21 protein-coding genes and 1 pseudogene are annotated in these 24,283 nt (G+C 67.1%); 13 read left to right on the plus strand and 9 right to left on the minus strand.

What is annotated here, in order from left to right; all coding sequences use genetic code 11:
- Positions 1–44 precede the first annotated feature (44 nt).
- The 9 genes from nrdI to QFZ29_RS01800 all read left to right on the plus strand — a co-directional run bounded on the left by nrdI (position 45) and on the right by QFZ29_RS01800 (position 9,583).
- Positions 45–467 carry a class Ib ribonucleoside-diphosphate reductase assembly flavoprotein NrdI gene (gene nrdI, locus QFZ29_RS01760; RefSeq protein ID WP_306892519.1) on the plus strand — a complete coding sequence of 141 codons (423 nt, stop codon included), beginning with the start codon at positions 45–47 and terminating at the stop codon, positions 465–467.
- A 20-nt stretch (positions 468–487) separates the two neighbouring features.
- The gene (gene nrdE, locus QFZ29_RS01765) at positions 488–2,593 is read left to right on the plus strand and encodes a class 1b ribonucleoside-diphosphate reductase subunit alpha (protein WP_306896570.1); all 2,106 of its coding nucleotides are present in this window, start codon (positions 488–490) and stop codon (positions 2,591–2,593) included.
- 63 nt (positions 2,594–2,656) lie between these two features.
- The gene (gene nrdF, locus QFZ29_RS01770) at positions 2,657–3,679 is read left to right on the plus strand and encodes a class 1b ribonucleoside-diphosphate reductase subunit beta (protein WP_129519652.1); all 1,023 of its coding nucleotides are present in this window, start codon (positions 2,657–2,659) and stop codon (positions 3,677–3,679) included.
- Positions 3,680–4,732: 1,053 nt separating this feature from the next.
- On the plus strand, positions 4,733–5,131 hold the full coding sequence (locus tag QFZ29_RS01775; RefSeq protein WP_306892520.1) for a nuclear transport factor 2 family protein: 399 nt from the start codon (positions 4,733–4,735) through the stop codon (positions 5,129–5,131).
- 135 nt (positions 5,132–5,266) lie between these two features.
- Positions 5,267–5,740: a DNA alkylation repair protein gene (locus QFZ29_RS01780; protein ID WP_306892521.1), complete on the plus strand. Its 474-nt coding sequence runs from the start codon at positions 5,267–5,269 to the stop codon at positions 5,738–5,740.
- Between the two features lie 26 nt (positions 5,741–5,766).
- A complete protein-coding gene (locus tag QFZ29_RS01785; protein WP_306892522.1) occupies positions 5,767–6,516 on the plus strand; it encodes a formylglycine-generating enzyme family protein in 750 nt (249 codons plus the stop codon).
- A gap of 120 nt (positions 6,517–6,636) precedes the next feature.
- Positions 6,637–7,818 carry a flavohemoglobin expression-modulating QEGLA motif protein gene (locus QFZ29_RS01790; protein WP_306892523.1) on the plus strand — a complete coding sequence of 394 codons (1,182 nt, stop codon included), beginning with the start codon at positions 6,637–6,639 and terminating at the stop codon, positions 7,816–7,818.
- The gene (locus QFZ29_RS01795) at positions 7,815–8,813 is read left to right on the plus strand and encodes a glutathione synthase (RefSeq protein WP_306892524.1); all 999 of its coding nucleotides are present in this window, start codon (positions 7,815–7,817) and stop codon (positions 8,811–8,813) included. The genes QFZ29_RS01790 and QFZ29_RS01795 overlap by 4 nt, the downstream gene beginning before the upstream one ends.
- Positions 8,814–8,935: 122 nt before the next feature.
- Positions 8,936–9,583 carry a LysE family translocator gene (locus QFZ29_RS01800; RefSeq protein WP_306892526.1) on the plus strand — a complete coding sequence of 216 codons (648 nt, stop codon included), beginning with the start codon at positions 8,936–8,938 and terminating at the stop codon, positions 9,581–9,583.
- Between the two features lie 176 nt (positions 9,584–9,759).
- Here QFZ29_RS01800 and QFZ29_RS01805 read toward each other — a convergent pair whose 3' ends face one another.
- The 4 genes and pseudogenes from QFZ29_RS01805 to QFZ29_RS01820 all read right to left on the minus strand — a co-directional run bounded on the left by QFZ29_RS01805 (position 9,760) and on the right by QFZ29_RS01820 (position 12,951).
- On the minus strand, positions 9,760–10,146 hold the full coding sequence (locus QFZ29_RS01805; RefSeq protein WP_306892527.1) for a pyridoxamine 5'-phosphate oxidase family protein: 387 nt from the start codon (positions 10,144–10,146) through the stop codon (positions 9,760–9,762).
- Positions 10,147–10,234: 88 nt separating this feature from the next.
- Positions 10,235–10,642 (minus strand): VOC family protein, encoded by a 408-nt coding sequence (locus tag QFZ29_RS01810; protein WP_306892528.1) that lies wholly within the window; start codon positions 10,640–10,642, stop codon positions 10,235–10,237.
- Positions 10,643–10,737: 95 nt separating this feature from the next.
- Positions 10,738–11,124 carry an MmcQ/YjbR family DNA-binding protein gene (locus tag QFZ29_RS01815; protein WP_306892529.1) on the minus strand — a complete coding sequence of 129 codons (387 nt, stop codon included), beginning with the start codon at positions 11,122–11,124 and terminating at the stop codon, positions 10,738–10,740.
- Between the two features lie 79 nt (positions 11,125–11,203).
- Positions 11,204–12,951: pseudogene (locus tag QFZ29_RS01820) on the minus strand (L-aspartate oxidase).
- Positions 12,952–13,027: 76 nt separating this feature from the next.
- Between QFZ29_RS01820 and QFZ29_RS01825 the strand changes: the two are divergent.
- Positions 13,028–13,963 (plus strand): LysR family transcriptional regulator, encoded by a 936-nt coding sequence (locus QFZ29_RS01825; RefSeq protein WP_306892530.1) that lies wholly within the window; start codon positions 13,028–13,030, stop codon positions 13,961–13,963.
- 53 nt (positions 13,964–14,016) lie between these two features.
- The gene (locus tag QFZ29_RS01830) at positions 14,017–14,973 is read left to right on the plus strand and encodes a phosphotransferase (RefSeq protein ID WP_306892531.1); all 957 of its coding nucleotides are present in this window, start codon (positions 14,017–14,019) and stop codon (positions 14,971–14,973) included.
- A 37-nt stretch (positions 14,974–15,010) separates the two neighbouring features.
- Here the strand turns inward: QFZ29_RS01830 and QFZ29_RS01835 are convergent, their stop codons facing one another.
- Together QFZ29_RS01835 and QFZ29_RS01840 are read right to left on the minus strand one after the other, a co-directional pair.
- Positions 15,011–16,288 (minus strand): glycosyltransferase, encoded by a 1,278-nt coding sequence (locus QFZ29_RS01835; RefSeq protein ID WP_306892532.1) that lies wholly within the window; start codon positions 16,286–16,288, stop codon positions 15,011–15,013.
- A gap of 187 nt (positions 16,289–16,475) precedes the next feature.
- The gene (locus QFZ29_RS01840) at positions 16,476–17,579 is read right to left on the minus strand and encodes a lipocalin-like domain-containing protein (RefSeq protein ID WP_306892533.1); all 1,104 of its coding nucleotides are present in this window, start codon (positions 17,577–17,579) and stop codon (positions 16,476–16,478) included.
- Between the two features lie 276 nt (positions 17,580–17,855).
- Here QFZ29_RS01840 and QFZ29_RS01845 point away from each other — a divergent pair, with 276 nt between their 5' ends.
- Positions 17,856–18,791, plus strand: a complete 936-nt coding sequence (locus QFZ29_RS01845; protein WP_306892535.1) for a lytic transglycosylase domain-containing protein — start codon at positions 17,856–17,858, stop codon at positions 18,789–18,791.
- Between the two features lie 14 nt (positions 18,792–18,805).
- On the opposite strand, the gene QFZ29_RS01850 is transcribed toward QFZ29_RS01845, so the two are convergent.
- Positions 18,806–19,525, minus strand: a complete 720-nt coding sequence (locus QFZ29_RS01850) for a polysaccharide deacetylase family protein (RefSeq protein WP_306892536.1) — start codon at positions 19,523–19,525, stop codon at positions 18,806–18,808.
- A 265-nt stretch (positions 19,526–19,790) separates the two neighbouring features.
- Positions 19,791–20,468 carry a YdeI/OmpD-associated family protein gene (locus QFZ29_RS01855; protein WP_306892537.1) on the minus strand — a complete coding sequence of 226 codons (678 nt, stop codon included), beginning with the start codon at positions 20,466–20,468 and terminating at the stop codon, positions 19,791–19,793.
- Between the two features lie 120 nt (positions 20,469–20,588).
- Between QFZ29_RS01855 and QFZ29_RS01860 the strand changes: the two genes are divergently transcribed.
- A complete protein-coding gene (locus QFZ29_RS01860; protein WP_306892538.1) occupies positions 20,589–20,870 on the plus strand; it encodes a hypothetical protein in 282 nt (93 codons plus the stop codon).
- A 21-nt stretch (positions 20,871–20,891) separates the two neighbouring features.
- On the opposite strand, the gene QFZ29_RS01865 is transcribed toward QFZ29_RS01860, so the two are convergent.
- Positions 20,892–24,098, minus strand: a complete 3,207-nt coding sequence (locus tag QFZ29_RS01865; protein ID WP_306892539.1) for a glycosyl hydrolase family 95 catalytic domain-containing protein — start codon at positions 24,096–24,098, stop codon at positions 20,892–20,894.
- Positions 24,099–24,283: the final 185 nt, after the last annotated feature.

The raw sequence follows: 24,283 nt of genomic DNA on the forward strand, positions 1-24,283 counted from the left end.
CTCGGGGGAGCAGCCGGAAGAGAACGCAACGCGAAGGATGAACCATGACGAACCTGGTCTACTTCTCGAGCGTTTCGGGCAACACGCAACGATTCATCGCGAAGCTCGGTCGCGCAGCGACCCGCATCCCGTTGTACGCGCGTGACGAAGCGCTCACGGTCGACGAACCGTATGTGCTCGTCGTTCCCACCTACGGTGGCGGCGACGGGCACGGCGCCGTGCCCAAGCAGGTCATCCGCTTCCTCAACGACCCGCACAACCGTGCCCTCATCCGCGGCGTGATCAGCGCCGGCAACACCAACTTCGGTACGGCCTTCGGCCTCGCCGGCGACGTCATCGCCGCGAAGTGCCACGTGCCACACCTCTACCGCTTCGAAGTATTCGGAACCCCTGACGACGTTCGCGCCGTCAACGATGGATTGGACGCATTTTGGCGAACTCAGCAATTGCAGACGGTGTCTCAGTGATCGAGGCACCTCGCACGGCGATGGATTACCACTCGCTCAACGCGATGCTCAACCTCTACGGTCCGAACGGCGAGATCCAGTTCGAGAAAGACCGTGAAGCGGCGCGCGAGTACTTCCTGCAGCACGTCAACCAGAACACCGTCTTCTTCCACTCGCTGAAAGAGCGCCTCGACTACCTCGTCGAGAAGGAGTACTACGAGCAGGCCGTGCTCGACCAGTACTCGTTCGAGTTCATCCAGAAGCTCAACGACCTCGCCTACTCGAAGAAGTTCCGCTTCGAGACCTTCCTCGGCGCGTTCAAGTACTACACGAGCTACACGCTCAAGACGTTCGACGGCAAGCGCTACCTCGAGCGCTTCGAAGACCGCGTCGTCATGACCGCGCTCGGCCTCGCGCAGGGCGACGAGCAGCTCGCCGTCGACCTCGTCGAAGAGATCATCGGCGGCCGCTTCCAGCCGGCCACCCCCACGTTCCTCAACACGGGCAAGGCGCAGCGCGGCGAGCTCGTCTCGTGCTTCCTGCTCCGCATCGAAGACAACATGGAGTCGATCGCCCGCGGCATCAACTCGGCGCTCCAGCTCTCGAAGCGCGGTGGCGGTGTGGCACTGTCGCTCAGCAACATCCGTGAAGCCGGTGCGCCCATCAAGCAGATCGAGAACCAGTCCTCGGGCATCATCCCCGTCATGAAGCTCCTCGAAGACAGCTTCAGCTACGCCAACCAGCTCGGCGCACGCCAGGGCGCCGGCGCCGTGTACCTCAGCGCGCACCACCCCGACATCCTGCGCTTCCTCGACACCAAGCGTGAGAACGCCGACGAGAAGATCCGCATCAAGACGCTGAGCCTCGGCGTGGTCGTGCCCGACATCACGTTCGAGCTCGCGAAGAACAACGAAGACATGTACCTCTTCTCGCCGTACGACGTCGAGAAGGTCTACGGCAAGCCGTTCGGCGATGTGCCGATCAGCGAGAACTACCGCGCCATGGTCGACGACGGCCGCATCAAGAAGACGAAGATCAACGCGCGCGAGTTCTTCCAGACCCTCGCCGAGATCCAGTTCGAGAGCGGATACCCCTACATCGTGTTCGAAGACACGGTGAACAAGGCCAACCCCATCAAGGGCCGCATCAACATGTCGAACCTGTGCTCCGAGATCCTGCAGGTGAACACGCCGACCACGTACAACGAAGACCTCTCGTACAACGTCATCGGCAAAGACATCAGCTGCAACCTCGGTTCGCTGAACATCGCCCTCACCATGGACTCGCCCGACTTCGGCAAGACCGTCGAGACCGCCATCCGCGGACTCACCTCGGTGTCGAACCAGAGCCACATCACGTCGGTGCGCTCGATCGAAGACGGCAACGACAAGTCGCACGCCATCGGCCTCGGCCAGATGAACCTGCACGGCTACCTCGCCCGCGAGCGCATCTTCTACGGCAGCGAAGAGGGCATCGACTTCACGAACATCTACTTCTACACGGTGCTGTTCCACGCGCTGCGGGCGTCGAACCGCATCTCGATCGAGCGCGGCGAGACCTTCGACGGCTTCGCCGACTCCAAGTACGCGTCGGGTGAGTTCTTCGACAAGTACACGGATGCCGCGTGGGTGCCCGAAACCTCGAAGGTCGCCGGGCTGTTCGAGGCATCCGGTGTCCACATCCCGACGCAGCAGGACTGGCGCGAGCTCAAGGCCTCGGTGCAGGAGCACGGCATCTACAACCAGAACCTGCAGGCCGTGCCGCCCACCGGGTCGATCTCGTACATCAACAACTCGACGGCGTCGATCCACCCGATCGCGTCGAAGATCGAGATCCGCAAGGAAGGCAAGATCGGCCGCGTCTACTACCCGGCGGCGTTCATGACGAACGACAACCTCGAGTACTACCAAGACGCCTACGAGATCGGCTACGAGAAGGTCATCGACACCTACGCCGCGGCGACGCAGCACGTCGACCAGGGCCTCTCGCTCACGCTGTTCTTCAAAGACACGGCGACGACGCGCGACATCAACCGCGCGCAGATCTACGCGTGGAAGAAGGGCATCAAGACCATCTACTACATCCGCCTGCGGCAGATGGCGCTTGAAGGCACGGAGCTGGAGATGTGCGTCTCGTGCATGTTGTAGTGAGTAATCCTCAGGCTTCCAAACTGATTACATCAACTCGAGACATCCGTCAGAAGGATTGAAATGACTCTCACAGACCCGGTCAACTCGGCACAGAATGACCCGGCACACGTCGGCGGCAAGCTCAAGCTCGTATCCCACGTCAACGCGATCAACTGGAACAAGATCCAAGACGAGAAAGACGTCGACGTCTGGAACCGGCTCGTCAACAACTTCTGGCTGCCCGAGAAGGTGCCGCTGTCGAACGACGTGCAGTCGTGGAACACGCTCACGCCCGAAGAGCAGACGCTGACGATGCGCGTGTTCACCGGGCTGACGCTGCTCGACACGATCCAGGGCACGGTCGGCGCGGTCTCGCTCATCCCTGACGCGATCACCCCGCACGAAGAGGCGGTGTACACGAACATCGCGTTCATGGAGTCGGTGCACGCGAAGAGCTACTCGTCGATCTTCTCGACGCTGTGCTCGACGAAGGACATCGACGACGCCTTCCGCTGGTCGGTCGAGAACGAGAACCTGCAGAAGAAGGCTGCGATCGTCATGGAGTACTACCGTGGCGACGAGCCCCTGAAGCGCAAGGTCGCCTCGACGCTGCTCGAGAGCTTCCTGTTCTACTCGGGCTTCTACCTGCCCATGTACTGGTCGTCGCGGGCGAAGCTCACCAACACGGCTGACCTCATTCGCCTCATCATCCGCGACGAGGCCGTGCACGGCTACTACATCGGCTACAAGTTCCAGAAGGGACTCGAGCGGGTCGACCAGGCCAAGCGCGATGAGCTGAAGGACTACACGTTCTCGCTGCTCTACGAGCTCTACGACAACGAGGTGCAGTACACGCAAGACCTCTACGACGGCGTCGGCCTGACCGAAGACGTCAAGAAGTTCCTGCACTACAACGCCAACAAGGCCCTCATGAACCTCGGCTACGAGTCGATGTTCCCCTCGTCGGTCACCGACGTGAACCCGGCAATCCTCTCGGCACTCTCCCCGAACGCCGACGAGAACCACGACTTCTTCTCGGGGTCTGGGTCGTCGTACGTGATCGGCAAGGCCGTGGTCACTGAGGATGAGGACTGGGACTTCTAGGCGAGACATCGCGGTAGTTGGTCTAACGAGGCGTCCGAACTCCCGGCAGCATCACGTTGGCGTTCTGGGCCTGCTGCTGCTGGGAGTCGGCCTCGGAGATCGCAGTGGATGAGCGCGTTGCGCTTGTAGCGTTTGAGGCGGCTTCACCGGGCACTTTCGCGGGCGGGTGCTACGAGAATGGCCAGCCCGCGAGATGCACGCTGCGACCCGTACAGCGCTGCGTTCACCGGCTGGCCGCCGCGGGACCGGCTAGTGCGACATCGCGAACCGAGCTCCCGGACCGTCGCTAGGATCGCCGGATGCGCTTGTACATTCCCGGAGCGGGACGGACGGGTCACCAGGCGTGGCCTTTCGCCGAGGAACGGGACGCGGTGTTCGCGTCCTTCGAGCCCGGCGCGTCGGTCCATGCGAAGGTGGAGGAACTCGCTCGAGTGGCGCCTGCGGAGCCCGTCACGGTGGTCGCACACTCGCTCGGAGCGATATCCGCGGTCCTTGCCGCGGCAACAGGAGACATCCGAGTCCGTGATCTCGTCCTCGTTGAACCCGCGTTGTATGACCTCGCCCGAGGCCACGATGCCGTCGAACGTCACATCGAGGTGATGTCTCGCGCTCGGGAGCTCGCCCGAGCCGGGGACCTGGCGGGCTATTGGGACATTGTGCGTCCGCTCATGTTCGGCGGGCCAGCAGATCCGGCGAACTGGCCCGCCGAGCGCCCACGCGCCGCGTTCTTCGCAGCGCTGGAAGCTCCCTGGGGCCACCGGATCCCGACCGACGTCTTTTCCACCGTCCCAACGCTTGTGGTCACGGGCGCGTGGAACGCGGAGTATGAAGCCATCGCCGACGAGCTTCGCGCACACGGCGCAATCCACGCGAAGCTCAGCGGAACCCGGCACAGACCGCAGGATCACGAAGACTTTGAGACAGTCGTCCGCGAGTTTCAGACCCGCGATAGCCAAACGCCCGGTCACGGACTCTCCATTCACCTGCGGTGGTGCCCCTCGTGGGCGGCCAATAGAGTGGCAGGATCCGAGCGACCTTCAAAGGAACGTGGTCATGCAGTCATACGCGAACGTGTTGCACACCTACATGGAAGCGCTCGGCCGTAGCGACTACGCGACCATCGTGGGCTTGTTCGCGCCCGAGGGGACCGTGCGGTCCCCCTTCTTAGGTGAAATGCCTGCCGAGCCCTTCTTTGACCGGCTCGGCCAGGCGTCGGAAACGAACGTCATCACACCCATCGACGTTTTTCTCAGCGAAGGCGATATGAGGCGCGCCGTCGCGTACTTCCAGTACGACTGGACGGTCAGAGACGGATCTCTGATCACCTTCAAGGTGATGGACTTGTTCTCATTCGCACCAGATGGCGGCGACAAGGTCACCTACCTCGACCTCATCTACGACACCCACCCGATCCGCGAGACTCACGGGAACAAGTACGAACCGCCTCTCTGAACGATCCGCCTACGGGACGCACACCGGGGCAACCGCGAACGGTAGTCGTCGGCAATCGGCTGGGAACAGATCAGCGTTTGCAAGAGGACGTTTGTGTCGAGGTCGGGGTGGACCCCGGTGACCGAGAATCGAAGCATGACGGAACCGGCCGAGTTCATCGACCGCATCCTCCAGGCCGAGGGCACTGAGGTGCGGGCGGATGCGGACGCTGACCGGATCGGGGTCGGCCTGAAGTTTTACGGCGCCTCGGTCGGCGCGGTGCGCGGCGCGGTTCGTGACGCAGATCGACGGTATCCCGGGATGTCACACGACGAGGTCACGGCGCTCGCGTCGGAGTTGTGGTCGCAGCCGGTGTACGAGCGCCGGCTCGCGGCGATAATCCTCCTGCAGCGCTTTCTGGCGGTGCTACAAGGGAGCGACCTCACCCGGGTCGAGCAGTTCCTTCGCGACGCGCGTGTCCTTGAGCTCGTCGACCCACTCGCCATCGACGTCGTCAGTCCGCTGCTCGATCGGTTGGAGGAACCGGACGCGACGCGCGCACGACGGATCATCGATCGTTGGTCGGAGTCCGAAGACTGGAACCTGCGCCGTGCCGCCGGTTTGCTCTGAGCGTGAATGAAGGCGAAGCTGCCCAGATGACCACCGACATCGAGCTGGCGCGGATCGCGGCCGGCGCCGTCACGCTGCACGACGCGCGCCGCAAGGTGCGGTGGAGCGTCGACCTCGAGCCGTTCGAGATCGGGGTGTACGCGGTGACGCAGGAGCAGCTGGCCGAGATGATCGGGGAGACGGCGTCGCATCCCCGCCGGCCCGCCACGGGTGTCAGTTGGCTGCGTGCGATCCGGTTCTGCAACGCGGCATCCGAGTGGGAGGGACTCGACCCCGTCTACACCTTCGATGGCGAAGACGTCACGTGGCACGTCGACGCCGACGGGTACCGCCTGCCGACCGAGGCGGAGTGGGAGTTCGCGTGCCGGGCGGGATCGACGCGCCCGCACTACGGCCCGCTCGACGAGGTCGCCTGGACGAGCGCCGACGGCGTGACCGCACCGCAAGACGTCGGCGGGAAGCATCCGAATCTCAATGGGCTCTTCGACACCCTCGGCAACGTGTGGGAGTGGTGCTGGGACCTGCTCGATCCCGCCCGCTACGACGCCTATCGTGTGTTCCGCGGCGGCGGGTTCGCCGATGACGCCTGGAGCGTCAGGGCGTCGACCCGGCGGGGCGGCGCTCCACGGATGCACCACCAAGACGTCGGGTTCCGCGTCGCGCGCGGTGGCTTCGATGCGACGGATGCCGCGCAGGGATGGTCGGCGGAGGCCGACCGGGAACGGGCCGCAATCGAGGGCCCGCTGCCGTCGGGGTGGACGCCGCGCCGCACGTGAAGTGACGCGATCTCGTCTCGCGCGGTCTCCACGGCGTATCCGCGCCGGTGGCACCGCCGGGACGAAGAAGCTCGGACCGTGCGAGGGGTTGGGCCGACAACGCGTGAGTATGCTCGTGAAATGGCATCACCGACCGAACAGTTGGCGCCCGCACTCGACATCGACGCCCGGCTCACCGAGATCGAGAGCCGCGTGAACCTGCTCGTCAACGTCACGCCACTCAACGCGGCGGAGGCGTGGGCGGACTTCGAACGCAGTGACTTCGGCACGGCCCCCGCGCTGCGGCTGCGGCCGTTGGATTTCGACCCCGACCTGGCGCAGCGTGACCTGTACGACCTCGAGATCGAGAACGTGGACGACCCGGCGCTGCACACACTCTTCCGGGCGAAGAGGGACGAGATCGCCCGGCAGATCACCGCGTTGGAGGACCGCGACACGTCACGGTTCCTGTACGGGTCACTCCAGCTCTACGGAACGGTGGCCCCTCCGCTGGCCGCGGCGGCGGAGGAGCTGCTCGAGACCATCCCCCCGCAGGCGCCCAGCACCCAGACCGTCACGGCCGGGGCGTTCGCCGACGCGGCCCGTGCGGAGTTCGAGCGCTACCGCGCCGTGTACCCGGACTTCCCGGTCCGCGTCGAGGTACGGGACGACATCTCCGAGCTGATGGTGTCGTTCGGCCGCCTGCTCATCCCGGAGTCCGCCGTCTTCCGGGCCGACCGGGTCGAGGCGTTGCTGCACCACGAGGTCGGCACCCACGTGGTCACCTACCAGAACGGTGCCCGGCAGCCACTGACGATGCTGACCATCGGCCTGCCCGGCTACGACGAGACCCAGGAGGGCCTCGCCGTGCTCGCCGAGTACCTGACCGGCGGATTGGACCCGCGGCGGCTGCGCGTGCTCGCGGCGCGAGTGGTCGCGGTCGGCAAGATGCTCGACGGCGCCGGCTTCCTGGACATCTTCGAGTCGCTGCGGGCCGACCACCGCATACCGGCACGGACCGCGTGGTCCATCGCCATCCGGGTCGTCGTCGGGGGCGGTTTCGTGAAGGACGCGATCTACCTGCGCGGGATCACGCGCATCCTCGACGCCCTCGCCGAGGGCAGCCGCCTCGACGTCTTGCTCGTCGGCAAGCTCGCGTTGGACCACATCCCACTGGTGCAGGACCTGCTCGACCGCGACGTGCTCCACGCGCCGTGGGTTCGGCCACGCTGGCTTGACGTGCCCGGTGCGCAAGAGCGTCTGGAGAGGCTGCGCGCGGGCGCGACGGTCACCGACCTCTACGAGGGAGACGTGGCGGCATGAAACTCGCATTTCTCGTCAACGACGTTGACACCGAGCTGGATGAGTACGCGACCACCCGACTCGCCAGGGCGGCAGCCAGAGGCGGGCACGAGACCTGGTATGTCGGCGTCGGGGACCTCGAGCTCGGCAGCAGCGACGGGCTGTTCGCGGCCATGGCTCGCGCCGCGAAGTGGAAGAGCGATGACACCCTCGCGAGCTTCATGGAGAGGATCAAGGCGCGCGAAGCCGAGCGGATCATCATGGACGACCTGGATGCGCTCTTCCTGCGCAACGAGTCGATCGACGACCTGCAGGAGCGCCCGTGGGCCAGCCCGATGGGCGTGGTGTTCGGACAGATGCTCGCGGACCGAGGTGTGACGGTTGTCAACGACCCGAACATCCTCCGTCGAGCGACCAGCAAGCTCTACCTCGAGGAGTTCCCCGAGAAGATCCGACCACGGTCGCTGGTGACACGAAATCCGGAGGCGATCGAGCGGTTCGTCGACGAAGTCGGCCACTGCGTCGTCAAACCGTTGTACGGAGCCAAGGGACGCAACGTCTTCATGATCGAGGGCCCGGGAGAGACCAACCTTGCGCAGATGACAGAGGCGGTCCTGCAGGACGGCTACGCCATCATCCAGGAGTTCATCGACGGAGCCGAGGACGGCGATGCCCGAATCTTCCTGCTGGAGGGCCGCATCCTCGAGCGCGACGGCAGGCCGGCCGCCTTCCGACGCGTGCCCACGGGCAATGACCCGCGCGCCAACATCAGCACCGGCGGTCGGTCGGTGCCCCTCGAAGTCGGTGAGGTCGAGCTCGGCATCGTCGAAGCGATGGGCGACAAGCTCGTCGCCGATGGCATGTTCCTCGTGGGCATCGACGTGATCGGCAGCCAGGTGGTGGAGATCAACGCGGAGAGTCCCGGCGGGTTCCAGAGCGTCGAGAGGCTCTACGACATCGATATCGCCGAGACGGTCATCGAAGCCCTGGAACGCCGCGCGAGCCGGGGGTCCTGAGCCGTACCGCCGGTCATCCGGCGACGGGGGCTCCGCCACGGACGCGCCGGCTCGTGCCATACGGTGGAGAGACTGCGCGTCAAAGAAGATGCCCGCTTCATCCGTCGCACGAAGGGGCCATCTTGATCACGCTTGCCGCTGCCTTGGGCATCGCCCTTGTCGAATTGGGGATGGCCCTCACTCCCGGACCGAACATGGTCTACCTGGTCTCCCGCAGTGTCAGCCAGGGCTGGCGCGCCGGCATGGTGTCGATGGCCGGCACCGCTGTCGGCTTCGTCGTCTACATGACGATGGCGAACCTCGGGCTCGCTGCGGTGTTCATCGTGGTTCCCTGGCTCTACACCGCGCTGAAAGTGGCGGGTGCGATGTACTTGCTCTGGCTGGCGTACAAGACGCTCCGCCCGGGTGGCATGGCCCTGTTCGAGACCCGTGACCTCCCTCGAGATTCCGCAGGCAAGCTCTTCCGCATGGGGCTGGTGACGAACCTGCTGAATCCGAAGGCCGCGCTGATGTATCTGGCGCTGATTCCTCAGTTCGTCGATCAAGCCGCCGGCCACGTGGTCGCCCAGGGGTTCCAGCTGGGAGCTATTCAGATCGCGGTGGCCATGGTCGTGAATGGGGCGATCATTCTCACGGCGGGGTCGATCGCGGTGTTTCTTCAGCGCAAGCCCACGTGGATCCGCTGGCAGCGCTGGGTCACCGGAACCCTTCTTGGCGCGGTGGGCGTGAAGCTGGCACTGGATGCCCCAGCGCCCGCGTCGCCCGCGTAGTGGTCGGAGCGATTGCGAGTCAGACCTCGTGCAGGAGTATGCGATCGCCTCGGATGCCCCGCGCACCACTCCTGAGCATGGGCTGATCCCGATCTCGGGCATCGACGACCACAGCGACGCCGGGTCCTGCATCGCATGCAGGTCGTGAAGCCGAACGGCTGGATACCCCGGCGGCGTCAGCCGTCGCTCGCGCGCATCCCGGCAGAGCCCAGCACTCGCTCGACCGTGAGCTCGAGCACGACCCGGTTCGGATTCGGTCGCGGCTGCCGGTAGCGGGCGGCGTAGAGCGCGACGGCGAGAGCGATCGACTCGTGATCGGTGCGGATGCGGGCCGGGCCTTCGAAGCTGATCCAGCGCCGCCCATCCACGGTGTTGACGCTGGCGCGACCGCTGCGCTCGGCGTTGACGAACTTCTGCGAGCCGCGGCTGCCGATCACTCGCACGATTCCGTCGAGGTAGGTGATGCCGACCGGCACCGAGTGGATGCGCCCACGGCTGTCGAGGGTCGAGAGCGTGGCGAGGTGGTACTCCGAGAGGAACTCTCGTGCGAGGTCGGTCAGCATGTCGGCCTTTCGTGCAGAGATCTGGCAGTGTTGCGACGTCGCTCGCTGCAGCCTGCGTCAGCTGGTCTGGCGGACGCGGACCGCGAGTTCAGTCTGCGGACGATTCCCGGGGCGGGTTGTGCATGAACTCGATGCGGATGCCGTTGTCGTCCTCGACGAAAGACGCGTAGTAGCGGTCGTTGAACCGTGGGTACAGCTTCGGCTCGCGCACCGCGGTCCAACCCACGCCGAGCGCGATCGCATGCAGGCGATCGACCTCCGCGCGCGAATCGACGGCGAAGGCGAGGTGTTGCCAACCGACCCGGCCGTGCTGGTGCGGCGCGCTGTCTGCTTCGCGGGCGGGGAAGAGGATGAGCTCCTCCTCGCCCAGGTACCACGACACTGAGTCGTCCGCATCCTGCCGCGTGCAGCCAAGCGCCTGCATCACCGGATCGAACTGTGCGATCGAGCGAGGCAGGTCATGGACGGAGATGCCGAGATGGTCGAAGAGAGGCACCGAGACATCCTATGGGACAGCTGTTCCGCCCAACTCGGGCGCGTGGCCTTCCGCGCCGCAGTGTTCGTGGTGGCTACAGTTCCAGGGACCATCCTCTAGGAACCGTTGTCGAGCTCTCCCCGCAGATATTTCGGAGCCTGTACACGCCACGCTTCGGTCACAAGTTCGGCGAGATGGCCGTCGTCGATGCCGGCCATGCGGAACGCGACCTTCGGCTCGCCCCATGGGGTGGTGGTGCGCAGGAACACGTTGGGCGCCATTTGGATGAGGGCGAGCGCGTCGAGGGGGTCGGCAACCTTCACCCCGACCACGAGCTCGGCCGCGACGATCTCGCGGATGTCTGCGGGGACGCTCGGCCAAGGATGGCACTCCCACGCGTACAGCTTGCCGCGAACGAACCAAGCGGCGCCGCCCGTCGTCGCGCGCTCCTCGCTACCGGGCAGCCCGACGGTGGTGCGCCGCAGGTCGTCGAGGGTGGCCACGGTGCGAGCCTATGCCGCACTACCGACAGGGGGCAGACGGGCCGGATGCCGCGGTGCATCGGCCTTTCAGCGCTGCGAGCTACTCGACGAGCTTGCCAGCCGTCGACACGTCGCGCATGAGGGCCGCGATCTCGGCCGGGATGGGCGGGATCTCCTCGCGTGTGACGCCCGTCGAGGGCGACCAGACCAGGTTCACCTGCAGCGACTCGTCGAGTTCGGGGTAATCGCTGCGGTTGTGGCATCCGCGGGTCTCCCTTCGTTCGAGCGCCGCCTCCAGCGTGGCGCGAGCGGCCAGCGCCGCCGACTTGAGGTCGAAGGCGTGAGCCAGATCCTGGTAGCCGGCGATGTCGGGGTGGACCCCGATGTCGCCTATGCGGGCCTCGATCGCGTCGAGCTCGGCGAGGCCGGCGAGGAGGCCGGTTTCGTCGCGCACCACCCCGGCGTGCTCGGTCATGGTGTCGCGGATGGCGCGCTGCAGGGCGCGCACGTTCTCGGAGCCATCCGACTCCAGAAGTGAGGCGATCTCGCCGCGCGCGACCTGCACCGCTGCCGCCGACCGCTGCTGCGCTGAGAGCGAGCGCGAGTACTCCGCCGCGGCCTGCCCCACGATGCGTCCGAACACCAGCAACTCGATGAGCGAGTTACCGCCCAGGCGGTTGGCGCCGTGCAGCCCAGAGGATGCCTCGCCGATGGCGTAGAGCCCCGGGACATCCGTTCCGTGGTCATCGGGCCGCACCCACACGCCGCCCATCGAGTAGTGAGCGGTCGGCGCGATCTCGATCGGCGACTTCGTGATGTCGAGCATCTGCAGTTCGAGCATGGTCTGGTAGACGCGGGGGAGGCGGCTCATGATCGTCTCGCGCGGCAGGTGCGAGACGTCGAGCCAGACACCGCCATTGGGGGTTCCGCGCCCCTCCTTGATCTCGGTGTAGCAAGCGAGGGCCACGCGGTCGCGCGTCGACAGCTCCATGCGCTCGGGGTCGTAGCGGGCCATGAAGCGCTCGCCGAGGCCGTTCGTGAGGATGCCGCCTTCACCGCGTGCCGCCTCGCTGATCAGGGTGCCGGCAGCGTTCTCGGGCTCGATGATGCCCGAGGGATGGAACTGCACGAGCTCGGGGTCGCGCAGCCGCCCGCCCGCCTCGACGGCGAGCCGGAACGAGTCGCCCGTGTTCTCGTCGCGCCGCGACGAGGTGCGCCTCCAGATGCGGTTGTGACCGCCGGCGGCGAGGATGATGGCGTCGGCGTGGATCAGGTAGCGCGTGCCGTCTTCGAGGTCGAAGCCGTAGGCGCCGAAGACCGCGCCGTCGTCGTTGACGAGGATGCGGGTGACGTAAACGGTGTCGAGGATCGGCACGTTCAGCTGAGTGGCCCGGTTGATCAGCGTGCGCTGGATCTCGAGCCCCGTGTAGTCGCCTGCGAACGCCGTGCGCCGGTAGGTGTGAGCGCCGAAGAAGCGCTGCGAGATGCGGCCGTCGTCTTCGCGGGCGAAGGGCATGCCGTAGCGCTCGAGGTCTTCGATGCCGCGGGCGGCGCCCGAGGTGACGATCTCGACCGTGTGCGGGTTGGCGAGCAGATAGCTCTCCTTCAGCGTGTCGGCGGCGTGCTGCTGCCAGCTGTCGTCGGCATCCATCGTGGCGAGGGCCGCGTTGATGCCGCCGGCCGCGAGCGAGGTGTGAGCGTCGGACTTGGGGCGCTTGCCCAGGGCGAGCACGTCGACCCCGCCTCGGCGAGCTCGATGGCGGCGCGAAGACCCGATCCGCCGGTGCCGATCACGAGGACGGTCGTGGAGATCTGGCGTTCTGAGGTGGTGCTGCCTGAGGTGCTCATGCTTCAACGCTAGGCAGCGGCATCCGATTACTCCAATGCATATAAATCGTGGTGACGATGCGCATAGGCTATTGAAATGAACCTCGAACAACTGCGCAGCTTCGTCGAGGTGGCCCGGTTCGGCAACTTCACCCGGGCCGCCGAGGAGCTGTACCTCGCCCAGCCCTCGCTGAGCCGCCAGATCGCGGCGCTCGAGCAGGATCTCGGCGCTGAGCTGTTCCACAGGGCTCGCGGTGGGAGCACCCTGACGGTTGCGGGCGAATCGCTGCTGCCGCTCGCGCGCCGCATGCTCGCCGACGCGGAATCGGTGCGACGAGAGCTGGCCGAGCTGGCCGGCCTCGAGCGCGGACGGGTGCGACTTGGCGCAACGCCCACCCTGTGCATCAGCCTCGTCGCCGAGGTGCTCAGCGCGTTCCATGCCGCATATCCCGCCATTGAGCTACACCTGTCGGAGCAGGGCTCGCGTCGGTTGCTCGACGAACTCGCCGGTGGTGAGCTCGACCTCGCTCTGATCACGACGTCGGATGCGACATCCGCTGAACGATTCACCGTGACCCCGCTGCTGATCGAAGAGCTCGTGGTGGTCTCGTCGGCCAACGCACCGCCGGTCACTCCTCACGACACCATCGGGCTCGCGGATGTCGCGGCGCTGCCGCAGATCGTCTTGAGCCCGAGCTACGACCTGCGCAACACGACCGATGCCGCGTTCCGCGCGGCGGATCTCACGCCCGACGTGGTGCTCGAGGGAGTGGAGATGGATGCGGCGCTGCGGTTCGTGGAGCGCGGGCTCGGCGTCGCCATCGTTCCTGCGATGGTGCTCATCGATCGCCCTGGACTGCGTTCAGTCCGGCTCGAGGCGCCGACGCTCGACCGGACAATCAGCGTTGCCCGCCCCGCGGACGTCGCGCCGACCGCAGCCGTCGAGGTCATGCGGCAGACCATCAGCGCTAGCGCCACGGCGTTCGCGTCCAGGGCGGGGGCGACCATGCGACTTGCCGGAGCGAGCGCATGACCCGCGGAGCGCCGACGCAGTGCGCACCGCTCCCGTTCTCGTACCATGGGCGAATGTTGCCGCCGGGGTTATCGATGTTGTGGGAGCAGGTCGAGCCGAAGGAGGCATTGCGGGAGCGCTTCGGGTTCGATGAATTCGCGGCCGTCAGCGACTGGGTCTCGAAGGTGCTCGACGAGGTCTGGGCGATCTCGGTCGTGGCATGCGGCCGGATGGTGATCAGTGACCACAACGCCATTGTGTGGGTGGAGAGCAGCCACGGCCCGTTCGTGGTGAAGTGGTCGCGGTCTCAGGAGCGGTTCGCGAATCTGGAGGCCTCAGCGCGGTTGTTGCGTGTGCTCGATCGGCAGGGGGTGCCGGTGGCGGCGCCGATCGCGGCGTTGGATGGGCGCGATCGCGTGATGCTGGACGGACCGCTCGGTCCGTTGTCGATCGCCGTGCTGCCGGAACTGTCGGGCGACTGGCTCGACCCGGAAGACGTGGCATCCGTCTGGGCTGCGGGCGCCTGTTTGGCCGAGCTGCACGAGGCGCTTCGTTCGAACCCGGTCGATCAGATGCTGACGACGGCTGGGGTCGCGGGGCTGACGGAGCGGATCGTCGAATGGATCGCACACCAGGATCGAGGGCTGGCGCCGGTGGCCTCGCACCGGCTGAAGGAACTGGTGGCGAACCTGCCGGAGTTGGACGACGAGCCCCAGCTCGTGCACAACGACTTTCGTGCGGCGAACATTCTGACGCGCGGATCGAACATCATCGGAGTGCTCGACTTCGACGAAATGCAGTGGGACCACCGGGTGAGCGACTTAGCCAAGGCCAGCATTTACCTGGGCACGCGGTTCACCGACTGGCGGCCGACGCCGGCCGCCGTTCGTCAGACGCTGCGCGCCGGGTACGAATCGGTGCGGCCGCTCGGGCCCGTTGAGGCCGGTTGGCTCGACGCTCTGATTCTGTGGCAAGCGATCCAGGCGATCCCCGGGACGGACGACCCGGCCGGATGGGCTCAGGCGTTGTAGCGGATGAGGACACGGAGGCATTCCGTGCACAATGCCGTCAGCCTCGCACCATGGCTTCAGCTTCGTCGGCCGCGCTGGGCATCGTGGCGGCTTCCTGCGCAAGGATGTCTGCGAAACGGCGAGCCGCTGCCGCGTAGTGGGGATCGTCCAAGAGGTCGGCGACAGCTGCCGCGATCTTGTCCGGCGTCGACTTCGCGCTCAGGCGTACGCAGGAGCCGTGCTGAAGAGCTCGCACCGTGTTGTCCTTCTGGTCGCGGCCCATCGGAATGCACACCAGCGGGACACCGGCCGCGAGAGCCTTGATCATCGTGCCGTGGCCGGCGTGAGTGATGACGACGGATGCCTCGGTGAGTATTCGGCTGTGCGGCGCCGCCTGAACGACCTCGACATTGGGTGGCGCCTCGATTTCGTCCGGATCCACCGCAGTGCCGGTGGTCATGAGCCCCCGCACGGGGAGCTGGCCCAGTGCCCGAGCGATGCGCTGGAGCAGGCCGACCTGGTGTTGGAAGATCGAACTGGTGGCGACGAGGACGAGCGGGTCGGTGCCCTGAGAATGCCACTCGGCGGCTGCCCAAGCGGGGTCGTCGAGCTGCGGCCCGACGTATCTGACATTGGCTGGCAGCCGGGGGGCGACGAAGTCGAACGACGGACTGGTCATGACCAGGACCTTGGTGCATCGGTCGAACAACTCGAATACGTCGTGCAGCGGCGGCTGTCCGTAGCTTGCCACCACGGCGTTGAGCCGTGGCAGGGTGCGGCCGACGAGCCACGAAACGGCCCTCGGGGCCAGCGTGTCCCTCGCCCGGCGAAGCACGCCCGGACCCGGCGACCAGCCGGTCCCCATCAGGGGCAGGCCCGGTGTGGGCCGCAGGTAGATCTGTGCAAGCAGAGCGGCGGTCGGTAGGCCGGTCGACTGGGCCCCGATCAGGATTCCCGGGAGGGGATCCGCCAGGACGGCATCCACGGGGAACTCGCGAATGGTCGCCACGACGTCACCGGCGAAGCGCCTGGTCATGTCCTTCCCGGCGTAGTCTTTGACCGCCCGGAAGGCGCGCAGGGGGTTGCGCCCCTCCATCGCGGCGATCAGGGCGGTCTGCTCGGCTCGGGAGTTGACGTGGGGCGCATCCCTCCACGGGCTGAACGCGCAACCAGCCGATCTGGCCGACGCTTCGATCGTCGGATCGGCCAGTACCCGCACCTGATGGCCCCGCCGAACGAGTTCGGCGGCGAGACCGAGGGCCGGCGGAACGGTCCCTCCGCCGTCGATCATCGCCAACAGGAACCGGGCACCGCCATGCCCCAGGCGTTCAGCCATCAGTTGCCGCCGCTCGCCCTATCAGGGTGCGCCGCGCTGATCATCAGCGTCTCGCCGATCATGAGACACACCCGAGCGGCGCCAGCGACCGCGCCTGCGCGGCGAAGCTGAGGTGCTCGGCGGCCGCCGCGAGCCTGGCGCCGTGAGTTCGAGTGCGCGGTTTCATCGGCATCGAAGTCGCACCCGCCTACGCCACCGGGATCGGCCGGGCTGGCGCGTGCCCGAAGTACATCAGCTCCCAGATGGCGTCGTCGGAGAACTCCTCGACCTGCTCGCCCGACCGGAACACCGTGACCGTCATCGGGCCGGCAAAGCGCAGGTACGCGCCGTCGAAATGGGCCAGCTTCGCCAGCAGGCGTTTCGCGCGCGGCATCCCGTCGACCATGAGGGCCCTGGCGAGGTCGCGCTCTCGGGTGAACGTGACCACGACCTTCTCGTCGCCGTGCTCGTAGATGTAGCGGACGACGGATGCCACGGGCTTGCCGGTGAGGTCGTCGGTGTAGACGCCCTCGGTCTCGAACTGCACCAGCGACGCGTCATCCGCGACGATCTGGCCATCGCGCGCCAGCATGAAGACCGGAATCGTCTGGTGGCCGAACTCCTCGACGGCCGTGATGTACGACGCGATGACACTGTACGGGCCGGCCTGGCCACGGGCCCAGTACCAGTCGTGGATGATCTTCAGCAGGCCCACGTTGCCCCAGTTGTGGTCGTGATAGCCGACGCCGGTGACGTGCGTGGTGTCGTCGCCGACCGTGTAGCTGCCGGTCACGGCCCCTTGTGGCACGGCGGGCAGCCACGCGAACTCGAGCTCGCGATCGGCACCGAAGAGCAGGTGGCCCGTCGCCGGCCGCCACGGTCGGATCTCGCCGGTCAGCGTCATGTCGACCGACACCTCCTCCGCCGTCGCCGTGATGCGGTACGTGTGCAGGTCGCCCTCGAATCGGTTGCCGGCCAGCCACACGTCGGCCCGGTCGGTCGCTGCAGTCCACGATGCGCGCGGCAGGTTCACGACCTTCTCGAACGAGCGGCCATCGGGCAGGTCGAGGCTCAGTCGCAGCAATGGCGACAGGTGCTGGTTCGGGTTCACGATGTCCTTGTTCATGAACACCACCACGAGCTTCGCGCCGTCGTCGAGGTGCGCGTCGAAGTACCACCACTCGTAGGTGCCCGGCCGGTTGTCGGTGCGGGCGCCGTCCTCCCACTGGGCGATGGTGGTCGGGTCCAATCCGAAGCGGGCGTAGTCCGCGGGGCTGTCCGCCGCGGACGCGAGTGTCTTTTCGCCGGTCATGGGGGCTCCTTCGCGGGGCAGAGATCCGGTGCGATCGGATGCCGCTCTCTCACTGTGCTCCTCGCGGGAATGCGTGTCGAGCGGAATCATGCCCGCCTGCTGGTCGAGCTCGAGGCGAATCACTCCCGAACCGCGAACGTGAGAAGTGCTCGTGTACAGGCGTACGGCGTGCGGGTAATCTGAGGGGGCGGGTCATCGACGCAGAACTCGAACGAACTGGCGACGGTCGACCCGGCGGGCAACCCATGAACCAACGCCCGAACGGAGCGACCACCGATGTCTTGGGATGACGATTCCGACGCCGACGAGTACGGCGAGCGTCGCCCAGCTCGAGCCACGGGAAGGCAGGTCGCTCGCCGTGCTGCGGGATATGCCGGCCTCGTGGCCGGCGCCGTCGCCTTGGCCGTCGCGTTGGTGGTCGGCGTCATCTTCGCGGTGAACGTCGTGGGGCTCGCGGCCGACCCCGGCGGATTCGCGGCGCCGGCCGCGAACGGCCTGAATGTGGCCCTGCCACCGGTGACCGTGCAGCCCGATCAGAGCGAGGGGAGCGAGCAGAGCGCGCCGAGCGACCAGAGTGCACAGGACGCGCAGGTCGACGGTCAGACCAAGGCGATCGAGGAGCCGACGGCAGAATCAGGCCCGGCGTCGCCGATGCTGCTGGTCGATTCCGCGTGGATCGTGCGGATCGCGTCGGCGACAGGCATCCCCGAGCGAGCCTTGACGGCGTACGCGCGGTCGCACTTCGCGATCGCCACGGAGGATCCGGAGTGCGGTCTCGACTGGGCCACGATCGCCGCCATCGGTGCGATCGAGTCGGGTCATGGGAGCTACGGCGATTCGGTGCTCGATGAGAACGGCAATGCCTGGCCGTCGATCATCGGACGGGCCCTCGACGGCGACGGTGTTGCCACGATCGAGGACACCGACGGCGGCGTCCTCGACGGCGACGTCACATGGGATCGGGCCGTCGGACCGATGCAGTTCATCCCGTCGACCTGGGCCAGGTGGGCGAGCGATGGGAACGGCGACGGAGTAGCCGACCCTCACCAGATCGACGACGCCGCTCAGGCTGCGGCACGGTACCTCTGCGCGTCGGGGTCGATGACGAGCCCCGAAGGGTGGCGGGCGGCGGTGTTCTCCTACAACCACGACAACGACTACGTCGACAAGGTTGCGCGGTTCGCACTCCAGTTCGCGACATCAGCCGGGTAGGGCGCAATCGCAATTCACCGTGAAGCCGCTCCATCGAGCAGGGTGAAGCGGTATCCCTCGTCGGTGAGAGCTCTCGTGGCGGCGGCAAGTCCGGCGGCCGTTCCTGAACCGGGCTGGTTCATGTGGGCGATCGCGATTCCGCCGGGGGCCAGCATTCGCGTCTCGCTCTCCACAGCCGCGGCGTCGTACGTCGCGCCGCCGTCTCCGTTGACGGTGAACCCGACGACCCGCTCACCCAACGCCTGCACGATCGCCACAGCGACTTCGTCGTAGTGAGCAGTACCGGAGCGGAACCACCGCGGGGGGTATCCCGCGAGTTGCGAGAGCGTGAGGTGGTTGCTCCAGATCTCCTCCACGACCTCATCGACGCACGTAGTGCCCGGTATGTCATAGGCCGACCGGCCGGAGATCGACAGCGGGCGGTGCGCCGTCCCGTGATTGCCCAACTCGAACTGCGGCATGCCGGCGAGCTGACGCGCCAACGCTTCGTTCGACTCGATCCACCGCTGATTGAGGAACAGGGTGGCGGGGATTCCCTGCGTCACGAGGTGGTCGAGCAGCACTTCGTCGACGTTCCCTCCGGATGACCCGCCGCAGGCATCGAGCGTCAACGCGACGAGTGGCGTGGAACCGTGGTGGCTCACCGCAAGCTCGTTCTCGACCCCATCGACGAAGAGCCCCCACTGGTTCGCCTGGGCGCCGCGGAACCTCTCCGCCACGGCCAGCGGATCCACCTGGGGTGGCAGTATCGGTGTCGGGCTTGGGCTCGGGCTGACGGCGAATGCGGTCGGAGGAACGCTCGGCAGAGGGCGTGGAGCCGCTGGCGGGATGCTGTGCGACCGGGCAGTCGCGCAACCGGCCGTGAGCAACGCGACGCCCGCAAGCAGGGCGGTGCGTCTCGAGCACCCCCCTCGCGACATGGTCGGAGTCTAGCGAGATGGACGCCGGAGCCGACGTAGGCGAGCGGCAGACGAACGCGCCTACCGGCAGACGAGCGAGCTACCGGCGTGGGTGCTCCGCCGCGGCGTGCGCGGCAGCCGCGGCTCTCTCCACCCACTTGGGCGTCTCGCCGTAGCGCTGGAAGGGCACCATCCGACCCGCCGCGCTGTCTTCGATGACCTGCACGAGCCGGCGTTCGCGCGTGGCCTCCTGCTTGGCCGAGACCACCCAGTGGGTGACCTGGCGGCGGTAGGTTGCGGTGGCCGCCTGCCAGAAAGCGGATGCCGCGGCATCCGTCGCCAACCGCGCAGCGGCCTCGGGCGGCAGCTCACTATCGGGGTTCTCGTGGGAGTACACGCCAGACCGGTCTTCGCGCCGCCGCTCGAACGCGGCGAGGCCGGCGGGGTGCATGCGGTCTGCGGCGGTGAGCTTCTCGACGAGGGCGATGTTCACGCTCGACCAGATGCTCGCGGGCTTGCGCGGGGTCCAGCGCTGACGACGTGCATCGTCGTCGATGCGCTGGGACACGGAGTCGATCCATCCGAAGCACAATGCCTCGGGCACCGCCTGTTCCCAGGTGAGCCCGCGAACGGGCACGTGCTTCTTGTAGAGGCCCATCCACAGTTCGGTCTCGGTGTCGTGGTTGGCCTCGAGCCAGGCGCGGAACTCTTCGGGCCCGGAGAAGAACACCGCCGGCCGCTCGGGTGTGCCGCCCGGCGTGCCGCTGCTCGTGATCATGAGATGAGTCTGCCAGCAGCCACCGTCAGAGCGACTTCGCGAAAGAGCCCTGACGAGACCGATGCGGGCCGGGGCATCCGAGCGCTACATTGACCCCATCGAGTCGAGGAAGGGGACGTCATGTCGGATGCCGAGCTCGCGTACTTGAGGGAACGAGCCGCGAGGGGCGACGAGGACGCGGCCGCGCAGCTCGTGGAGTTGGCCGGCGAGCGCGAGGACGCGTACGAGCTGCGGCTGCTCGCCGAGAGCGGCAACACCGACGCCATGGACGAGCTCGTGCAGCTCGCCGCGGCGAACGGCGACGTCGCCGAGCTTCGGCGCCTCGCGGCGACCGGCAATCAGGATGCGGCCGAGCTGCTCGACGAACTCTATGACGACGACCCGACCGACGACGGCACCTGAGCGCGCATGGCGGCGCACCGATCAGGCCGGCGCCGCCCCCAGGTCACGCATCGGCTCGCCGGTCTTCGTGTTGGCCGGCTTCACCTTCCGCGTAGCGCCGTTCACGAGGACAGCGACATTCCGCATGTCCGGCGCCCGATCGGCCACCACGTCGAAGGAGACGACCCGGCCGTCACGCCATTCGCAGCTCACCTTGTACCCACCGCGCGCCCGCAGCCCTGAGAACGAGCCGTTCGCGCCCCACTCCTCCGGGAGCGCCGGCAGCAGGTGGATCACACCGCCGTGACTCTGCAGCAGCATCTCGGAGATCGCTCCGGGGATGCCGAAGTTGCCGTCGAGCTGGAACGGCGGGTGGTTGCAGAACAAGTTCGGCAGCGTGTTGAACCGGAGGAGGCCGCGCACCATGAACCGAGCACGCTCGGCGTCGCCGAGCCGCGCGAACAGCGCTGCGCGCCACGGCCACGTCCATGAACGGCGGCTGTCACCCGACACCGTGGCATCCGTGAACGGCACGCCCTCCTTCTCGCCGCATCGCGCCTTCAAGGAGACGAGTGCGGCGGCCTGGAACTCAGGGGTCGTCGACGTGATCTGCCTGCCCGGGTACACGGCGAAGAGGTGCGACGTGTGGCGGTGGAGGTCCGCGGGATCATCCCGATCGGACTGCCACTCCTGGAGCTGCCCCCAGCTGCCGATCTTGTTCGGCGCGAGGCGGGACTGCAGGTCGGCGATCGTCGCGCGGTACTCGGCGTCGATCTCGAGCACGTCGACGCAGTCGAGGTAGTTCTGGAACAGGTCCCAGATGATCTGCTGGTCGTGCATCACGCCGTCTTCACGCGGCCCGTGCTCGGGCGACCAGCCGTCGGGTGCGACGAGGGTGCCGTCGGGGAGCTCCTTCAAGCGGTCCTGCCAGAACTCGCAGATCTCCTTGATCACCGGATAGGCGACCTCGCGGAGATAGGCGCGGTCTTGCGTGAACGCCCAGTGCTCGTAGACGTGCTGCGCATACCAGGCGCTCGCGACCGTGTTCCACTCCCACCCGTTGCCGCCGAAGGCGCTCTGCGAGGTGCGGGCGGTCCACCCTCGGGTGTCGGCGCCGAACGCGTTCCGCGTCGCCACCCGGCTCGGAATCGCCACCTGCTGGATGAACGCGATGAGCGCCTCGTGCGACTCGGGCAGGTCGGTCGTCTCCGCGGCCCAGTAGTTCATCTGCACGTTGATGTTCGTGTGGAAGTCGCTGCCCCATGCCGGCTGGTTGCTGTTGTTCCAGATGCCCTGCAGGTTCGCGGGCAGGCCGCCCGGACGCGACGAGCTCGCCAGCAGGTAGCGGCCGAAGTCGTACATCGCCTGCTCGAGGGTCGGGTCGGATTCGCCCGCGGCGTATCGCGCGAGGCGCCGGCTCGTGGGGAGCTTGAGCACCGAGGCATCCGTGTCGCCCCAGTGCACGGTGGCGCGTGACATGAGTGCCGACATCTGCGCGGCGTGCGTCTCGCGCAGGTCGTCGTAGGTGCGGGCCGCTGCCGCGTCGAGCGCGGCGTCGATGCCCGGCTGGGGATCGACGCCGCGCCATCCGTCGGCCGCGCTGAGTTTGTAGTCGGTACGTGCGTCGAGCAGCAAGGTCAGCGTCGACGCTCCCTCGACCCGCAGGGTCGCGCCGACCGTGCTCACCGCGCCGTCGGTGTCGGCGATGCGGATCGTCGCGGCGTGCTTCAGGCCGTTGCCCATCACGCCCTGGAACCCGATGCGGCCCGCGCCGGCGTCGACCGAGGTGGGTGAGTTCTCCTGCGCCGACGCGAGGGAGATCACGCCGGTGAGCCCGGTCGCGGCATCCGTCGTGAAACGCAACACCACGACGTCGGCGTCGCGGCTCGAGAACGCCTCGCGCAGCACGGTGCCCTCGCTCGTCGCGAAATGCGCGGAGTGCACCCCGATCGCCGTGTCGAGGGCCCGGCGGTAGCCGACGGCCGCACGCTGGCTCCGGGTGTCGAACCCGTTGCCCGTGAACGCGACCCCGGCGAGCCGCAGCGCGCCCGGCGCCGTGAACGTGAGGCGATACAGCGAGTAGGCGGTCGAGTTCGAGAACGCGAATGCTTTCGCCTCGCCGCGTCCGGTGAAGCTCACGCCTGATTTCGTGTCGAGCGGATGCCACGAGAGCCCGTCATTCGACGCCTCGAGCATCCAGTCACGGGGGTCGCGCTCGGGGGCATCCGCTGCGCTCGTGAGCACGTAGCCGGTGAGCGCCCGCTTCGAGCCGAGCTCGAGCTGCCACGCCGCTCCGGATCCGGCGTCAGCCACCGACCATGCGGTGGCCGGGTCGCCGTCGACGCTCTGCACGAGCCCTTCCTCGTGGCCGCTCGCGGAGGCGACGTAGACGATGCCGCCCTGGCCGAGCGTCACCCCGCCAAGGCTGATCTCGGCGACCTGGAAGTGGCTGACGCCCGACTTCGGCACGAAATCGATGCGGTAGAAGCGATAGGCCGTCGTGTTCGCGAACTCGAACGTCTTCGCCTGGAAGCGCCGCTCGAACGGAGCACCGGTGCGGGCGTCGAGGCTCGTCCAGGCGACGCCGTCGTCGGAGCCGTGCACCGTCCACTCCTGCGGGTCGCGCTGCGGCACGTCGTTCGCGCTCGTGAAGCTGTACGACGAGACGACCGCCGGTGCAGGCAGCTCCGCCTGCCAGAGCACGTGCGCCGGGGGAGCGATGATGCACCACTTCGTGTTCGGGCTGCCGTCGTAGGAGTTCTCGAGTCGCTCTGAGCCCGAGATCTGGTACGGACCGCCGGGCGAGGTGACGCTGGGCCGCTCACCGAAAGTGATCTTCATCGTGCCGAAGTCGCGGTAGGAGCCGAAGCCCGTCATGCTCGTGTCGAAGACGTTGTCGGGTCGGCCCGCGAGCGCGTTGTCGTAGTTGTTGACCCCGCCCCAAAGGCTCTGTTCGTTGAACTGCACGACCTCCTCGAGCGGGTCGCCGAACAGCATCGCTCCGAGGCGCCCATTGCCGATCGGCAGTGCCTGGGTCTCCCAGTTCGTGGCGGGGGTGCCGTACCAGAGCGATTTCGGGGAGAGTTCGGGCAGGGCTGTCGCAGCGGCTGCCGCCGCGGCCGTTCCGGCCGCGTGCGACGTGAGCGCTGCCGCCGGGTGGGCCGTCACGGCGTGGGAGATGAGTGGGGCGATCGCGGCGAGTCCGCCGAGCTGGAGCGCGCGGCGCCGAGGGATTTCGCGGTCGAGCATGGGGGTGAACCTCCGGAGCGTCATTGGTCTGGTGTTTCATTCCGCGCCACCGCAGCAACACGGTCTCCAGGTGGCGAAACCCCATGCTGCCCGATTAAAGATCGGATGTATAGACCCTCGGACAGCGCTTGCCGGAAATCCACCTCGCCGCGCGGTTCAGGCGGGCAGCGGACCCGGGCTGCAGC

The organism is Agromyces albus (genome assembly GCF_030815405.1).
GTDB classification, from domain to species: domain Bacteria; phylum Actinomycetota; class Actinomycetes; order Actinomycetales; family Microbacteriaceae; genus Agromyces; species Agromyces albus_A.